At 56.0% G+C, this 5,441-nt stretch carries 5 protein-coding genes; 2 read left to right on the forward strand and 3 right to left on the reverse strand.

The genetic code is table 11. The features are described 5' to 3' along the window. Positions 1–16: 16 nt before the first annotated feature. Genes cnoX through tesA form a run of 3 tightly spaced genes read right to left on the reverse strand, consistent with a single transcriptional unit; the run spans position 17 to position 2,354 of the window. Complete coding sequence (gene cnoX, locus A1SC_RS00795) at positions 17–871, reverse strand: chaperedoxin (protein WP_001515914.1); 855 nt, start codon at positions 869–871, stop codon at positions 17–19. A 60-nt stretch (positions 872–931) separates the two neighbouring features. After that, a complete protein-coding gene (gene ybbO / locus A1SC_RS00790) occupies positions 932–1,741 on the reverse strand; it encodes an NADP(+)-dependent aldehyde reductase (RefSeq protein ID WP_077767250.1) in 810 nt (269 codons plus the stop codon). After that, positions 1,731–2,354: a multifunctional acyl-CoA thioesterase I/protease I/lysophospholipase L1 gene (gene tesA, locus A1SC_RS00785; protein ID WP_024191847.1), complete on the reverse strand. Its 624-nt coding sequence runs from the start codon at positions 2,352–2,354 to the stop codon at positions 1,731–1,733. Before tesA ends, ybbO begins: the two co-directional genes overlap by 11 nt. Here tesA and ybbA point away from each other — a divergent pair. Both ybbA and ybbP read left to right on the forward strand, forming a co-directional pair. Then, the gene (ybbA, locus tag A1SC_RS00780) at positions 2,325–3,011 is read left to right on the forward strand and encodes a putative ABC transporter ATP-binding protein YbbA (RefSeq protein ID WP_001515917.1); all 687 of its coding nucleotides are present in this window, start codon (positions 2,325–2,327) and stop codon (positions 3,009–3,011) included. The genes tesA and ybbA overlap by 30 nt on opposite strands. After that, positions 3,008–5,422 carry a putative ABC transporter permease subunit YbbP gene (ybbP, locus tag A1SC_RS00775; RefSeq protein ID WP_000561802.1) on the forward strand — a complete coding sequence of 805 codons (2,415 nt, stop codon included), beginning with the start codon at positions 3,008–3,010 and terminating at the stop codon, positions 5,420–5,422. The genes ybbA and ybbP overlap by 4 nt, the downstream gene beginning before the upstream one ends. Positions 5,423–5,441: the final 19 nt, after the last annotated feature.

Consider the following 5,441-nt stretch of genomic DNA (forward strand, 5'->3'; position numbering starts at 1 on the left):
GCATCTCAACGAAATATCAATACAACAACGCATACAACTGACGGCGATATTTCGACGCCAGCGCATCACCTGTACCCAGTGCGGCGAGGATCTCCTGGAACGTCTTACGTGTCTGACCGTCTGCGGCGGTTAAATCTTTACGCAGATGTCCAAACAGTAACTCCAGCGCCTCTTCATTGCGCCCAACCTGATGCAGTTGCAGCGCCAGTTGCGTCGCCAGTGCAGCATCTTCTGGATTCTCTGCCACCTGTTGTTGCAACTGTTGAATTTCCGGCGTATCAGCCGCCTGCTTCAGCAGTTCGATTTGCGCCACCAGCCCCTGGTAGCGGGTGTCCTGATCCTGCAACGGGATGGTTTTCAGCACCGCTTCTGCATCTTCTGAACGGTTCAGTGCAATCAGCGTTTCTGCCAGTAGCAGACCGATTTCCCCGTTCTGATTCGACAACTGCCAGGCGTCTTTCAGCAGCGGCAGTGCGTCGGTGTAATTTCCTTCCTGCATCAGTTGCATCGCCTGCTGCGCTTTCAGTTCTTCTTCGCGCGGCAGCACTTTATCCAGCAGGGCGCGGATCGCTTCTTCCGGCTGCGGCCCCTGAAAGCCGTCTACCGGCTGACCGTTCTGGAACAGATACACGGTCGGAATAGCGCGCAGACCAAACTGGGAAGCAATCATCTGCTCCGCGTCACAATCCAGCTTCGCCAGAATAAATTGCCCGTTGTACTGCGCCGCGAGGCTTTCCAGAATCGGGGTTAACTGCAAACAGTGCTGGCTACGTTCAGACCAAAAATAGAACAGTACCGGCGTGGTCATCGACTGTTCAAGAACCTGTTGCAGGTTAGATTCGTTAATGTTGACAATATTTTGTACGGACATGGAGTCACTCTCTGTTGTCGATATTTTCTTTGACATGGGGGCTTAAGCGCGCGCTTCAACTCACCCCTGCAATATTTTGTCCATCACGCGCCCCGGCAGCAGGCGTTTAAGCACCATTACCGCCCAGGTAACCAGCGTCACCGGATAGCGCATTTTGGGCTTCTCGCTGATAAAAGCATGGCGCACTTTAGCCACAACTGCTTCCGGCCCCAATGTAAAACGGGCGGCAATGCCGGGGTTTTCGACCGGTTGATCGCTTTGCGTCTGGTTGACGTTGTCGGTGAAACGAGTACGAATAGGGCCTGGCTCAATCAGGCTGACCTTGATTCCGCTGTGGCGCAGTTCCATGCGCAGCGCGTCTGACCACGCCTCCAGCGCATATTTGCTGGCCGCATAAGCGCCGCGACCCGGCGTGGAGATTAATCCCATCACCGATGAGGTCATGACAATACGCCCTTCACCATGCGGCAACATGGCGGGTAACAGACGCATGGTGAGCTGATGTGCGCCGAAAAAGTTGGCGGAAAACTGCTGTTCCATCTGCGTGCGGCTGATGGTGGAAAGGGGGCCATACACGCCGAATCCGGCATTGTTAAAGATCCCATACAGACAATTATCGGTCAGGGCGATCACTTCGTCGGCTGCGCGATCAACACTTTCCGGTGAATCCAGATCGATCAACACGCCGGTTAATCCCATATTGTTCATGCGCTCAACATCATCCGGTTTCCGGCAACCTGCCAGTACATGAACACCCTGGCGTTTTAATTCGAGCGCGCTTTCCAGGCCAATTCCACTGGAACATCCGGTAATTAAGACCGATTTTTGCATAACTTTACCTGTCAGGATCTCCGTTGCTTTATGAGTCATGATTTACTAAAGGCTGCAACTGCTTCGCCATCCAGTCGGCAATAAACGGCTGGGCGTCGCGGTTGGGATGAATACCGTCATCCTGCATCCATTGTGGTTTGAGGTAGACCTCTTCCATAAAAAAGGGCAGCAGCGGGACATCGAACTCTTTGGCGAGTTTGGGATAAATGGCGCTAAAGGCTTCATTATAACGGCGACCATAGTTTGCAGGCAGACGTATTTGCATTAACAATGGTTCAGCGTTGGCGGTTTTGACATCCTGCAAAATCTGGCGCAGCGTCTGCTCCGTTTGCTGCGGCTGAAAACCACGCAAACCGTCATTGCCGCCCAGTTCAACCAGCACCCAGCGCGGCTGATGCTGTTTCAGCAGAGCCGGAAGGCGCGCCAGCCCTTGTTGCGAGGTGTCGCCGCTGATGCTGGCGTTGACTACCGACGTTTTACTCTGCCACTTATCATTCAACAAGGCAGGCCAGGCCGCGCTGGCAGACATTCGATACCCGGCGCTCAGGCTATCACCCAGAATTAATAACGTGTCCGCTGCGGCGGCACGGAAAGTTAACAGGACCAGGAACAGGAAGGGCAAATGCCAGCGGAAAACATTGTTGAAGTTCATCATCTTAAGAAGTCCGTCGGTCAGGGGGAGCATGAACTCTCCATCCTCACCGGAGTTGAGCTGGTTGTCAAACGTGGCGAAACCATCGCGCTGGTGGGCGAGTCAGGGTCGGGTAAGTCAACCTTACTGGCGATCCTCGCCGGGCTGGATGACGGTAGTAGTGGTGAAGTGAATCTGGTGGGGCAACCGCTACATACTATGGATGAAGAAGCGCGGGCAACGTTACGCGCGAAGCATGTCGGCTTTGTTTTTCAGTCATTTATGTTAATTCCTACCCTTAATGCACTGGAAAATGTCGAACTTCCGGCGCTGCTGCGCGGTGAGAGTAGCGCGGAAAGTCGTAACGGTGCGAAAGCGTTGCTCGAACAGTTGGGGCTGGGTAAACGTCTTGATCATCTTCCGGCACAGCTTTCCGGTGGAGAACAGCAACGGGTGGCGCTGGCGCGAGCTTTTAACGGTCGGCCTGATGTGCTGTTTGCCGATGAACCCACCGGCAACCTTGACCGCCAGACGGGCGATAAAATTGCCGACCTGCTGTTTTCCCTCAACCGTGAGCATGGCACCACCCTGATTATGGTGACCCACGACCTGCAACTGGCGGCACGCTGCGACCGCTGCTTACGGCTGGTGAACGGACAGTTGCAGGAGGAAGCATGATTGCACGTTGGTTCTGGCGCGAATGGCGCTCGCCGTCGCTGTTGATTGTCTGGCTGGCGTTAAGCCTGGCGGTGGCCTGCGTGCTGGCGCTGGGCAATATCAGCGATCGGATGGAGAAAGGTTTAAGCCAGCAAAGCCGTGAGTTTATGGCGGGCGATCGGGCGTTGCGCAGTTCGCGCGAAGTACCGCCAGCGTGGCTGGAAGAGGCGCAAAAGCGCGGCCTGAAAGTCGGCAAGCAGCTTACCTTTGCCACCATGACCTTTGCGGGCGACACGCCGCAACTGGCGAACGTCAAAGCGGTTGATGATATCTACCCGATGTATGGCGAGCTACAGACCAATCCTTCTGGACTAAAACCGCAACCGGGCAGCGTATTGCTGGCTCCACGGCTGATGGCGCTCCTGAATTTGAAAACGGGCGATACCATCGACGTGGGTGATGCCACGTTGCGCATTGCCGGAGAAGTGATTCAGGAGCCGGATTCCGGTTTTAATCCCTTCCAGATAGCCCCACGCCTGATGATGAATCTGGCAGATGTCGATAAAACAGGAGCCATACAGCCGGGAAGTCGGGTCACCTGGCGTTATAAATTCGGCGGCAACGAGAACCAGCTCGACGGCTATGAGAAATGGTTGTTACCACAGCTTAAACCCGAACAACGCTGGTACGGTCTGGAACAAGACGAAGGTGCGCTGGGGCGTTCGATGGAACGCTCGCAACAGTTCCTGCTGCTTTCGGCGTTGCTGACCTTGCTGCTGGCGGTGGCGGCGGTCGCGGTGGCGATGAATCATTATTGCCGCAGCCGCTACGATCTGGTGGCGATCCTCAAAACGCTGGGGGCTGGGCGGGCGCAACTGCGTAAGTTAATCGTCGGTCAGTGGCTGATGGTACTGATACTTTCAGCCGTTACCGGCGGAGCGATTGGCCTGTTGTTCGAAAGCGTGTTGATGGTTTTGCTCAAGCCTGTTCTGCCCGCCGCGCTACCGCCTGCCAGCTTCTGGCCGTGGTTGTGGGCGCTCGGCACCATGACGGTTATCTCGTTGCTGGTGGGGCTGCGACCGTACCGACTGTTGCTGGCAACGCAGCCTTTACGCGTATTACGTAATGATGTGGTCGCCAACGTCTGGCCGCTGAAGTTTTATCTGCCGATTGTCAGTGTGGTGGTTGTGCTGCTGCTCGCCGGATTAATGGGTGGCAGTATGCTGCTGTGGGCGGTGCTGGCGGGCGCGATAGTGCTGGCTTTGCTGTGCGGTGTGCTGGGCTGGATGCTGCTCAATGTATTACGCAGTATGACGCTGAAATCGCTGCCTCTGCGCCTGGCGGTTAGCCGCCTGTTACGTCAGCCGTGGTCAACGTTAAGCCAGCTTTCGGCCTTTTCGCTCTCCTTTATGCTGCTGGCACTGCTGCTGGTGTTGCGTGGCGATCTGCTTGACCGCTGGCAGCAGCAGTTGCCGCCAGAAAGCCCGAACTACTTTTTAATCAACATCGCCACGGAACAGGTAACGCCGCTGAAAGCGTTCCTCGCGGAATATCAGATAGTCCCGGAATCGTTTTATCCGGTGGTGCGGGCGCGGCTGACGGCAATCAATGGCAAAGCGACAGAAGGCAATGAGGATGAAGCGCTTAATCGCGAGCTGAATCTCACCTGGCAAAATACGCGGCCGGATCATAACCCGATTGTCGCCGGTAGCTGGCCGCCAAAAGCCGATGAAGTGTCGATGGAAGAGGGGCTGGCAAAACGCCTGAACGTTGGTCTGGGCGATACCGTCACCTTTATGGGTGACACCCAGGAGTTTCGCGCCAAAGTCACCAGCCTGCGCAAAGTGGACTGGGAAAGTCTGCGTCCGAATTTCTATTTTATTTTCCCTGAAGGGGCACTGGACGGGCAACCGCAGAGCTGGCTCACCAGTTTCCGTTGGGAGAACGGCAACGGCATGTTGACGCAACTCAACCGCCAGTTCCCGACCATTAGCCTGTTGGACATTGGTGCGATCTTAAAACAGGTCGGCCAGGTGCTGGAGCAGGTAAGTCGGGCGCTGGAAGTGATGGTGGTGCTGGTCACTGCCTGCGGTATGTTGCTGTTGCTGGCACAGGTGCAGGTGGGAATGCGTCAGCGGCATCAGGAATTGGTGGTATGGCGCACACTCGGCGCGGGCAAAAAGCTGCTGCGCACAACATTGTGGTGTGAGTTTGCCATGCTCGGGTTTGTTTCCGGCCTGGTAGCCGCAATCGGCGCGGAAACGGCGCTGGCGGTGTTGCAGGCGAAAGTGTTTGATTTCCCGTGGGAGCCAGACTGGCGATTGTGGATTGTGCTGCCGTGCAGCGGTGCGTTGCTTCTTTCCCTGTGCGGCGGCTGGCTGGGTGCGCGACTGGTTAAGGGGAAGGCACTGTTCAGGCAGTTTACGGGGTGATGAGAGGCGTTAGATTGCC

This window comes from Escherichia sp. KTE52 (genome assembly GCF_000408325.1).
GTDB lineage: Bacteria > Pseudomonadota > Gammaproteobacteria > Enterobacterales > Enterobacteriaceae > Escherichia > Escherichia marmotae.

Coding starts and splice junctions, on each gene's coding strand:
- ybbA (WP_001515917.1), top strand. CDS start 2,325: ATGCCAGCGGAAAACATTGTTGAAGTTCATCATCTTAAGAAGTCCGTC.
- tesA (WP_024191847.1), bottom strand. CDS start 2,354: ATGAACTTCAACAATGTTTTCCGCTGGCATTTGCCCTTCCTGTTCCTG.
- ybbO (WP_077767250.1), bottom strand. CDS start 1,741: ATGACTCATAAAGCAACGGAGATCCTGACAGGTAAAGTTATGCAAAAA.
- ybbP (WP_000561802.1), top strand. CDS start 3,008: ATGATTGCACGTTGGTTCTGGCGCGAATGGCGCTCGCCGTCGCTGTTG.
- cnoX (WP_001515914.1), bottom strand. CDS start 871: ATGTCCGTACAAAATATTGTCAACATTAACGAATCTAACCTGCAACAG.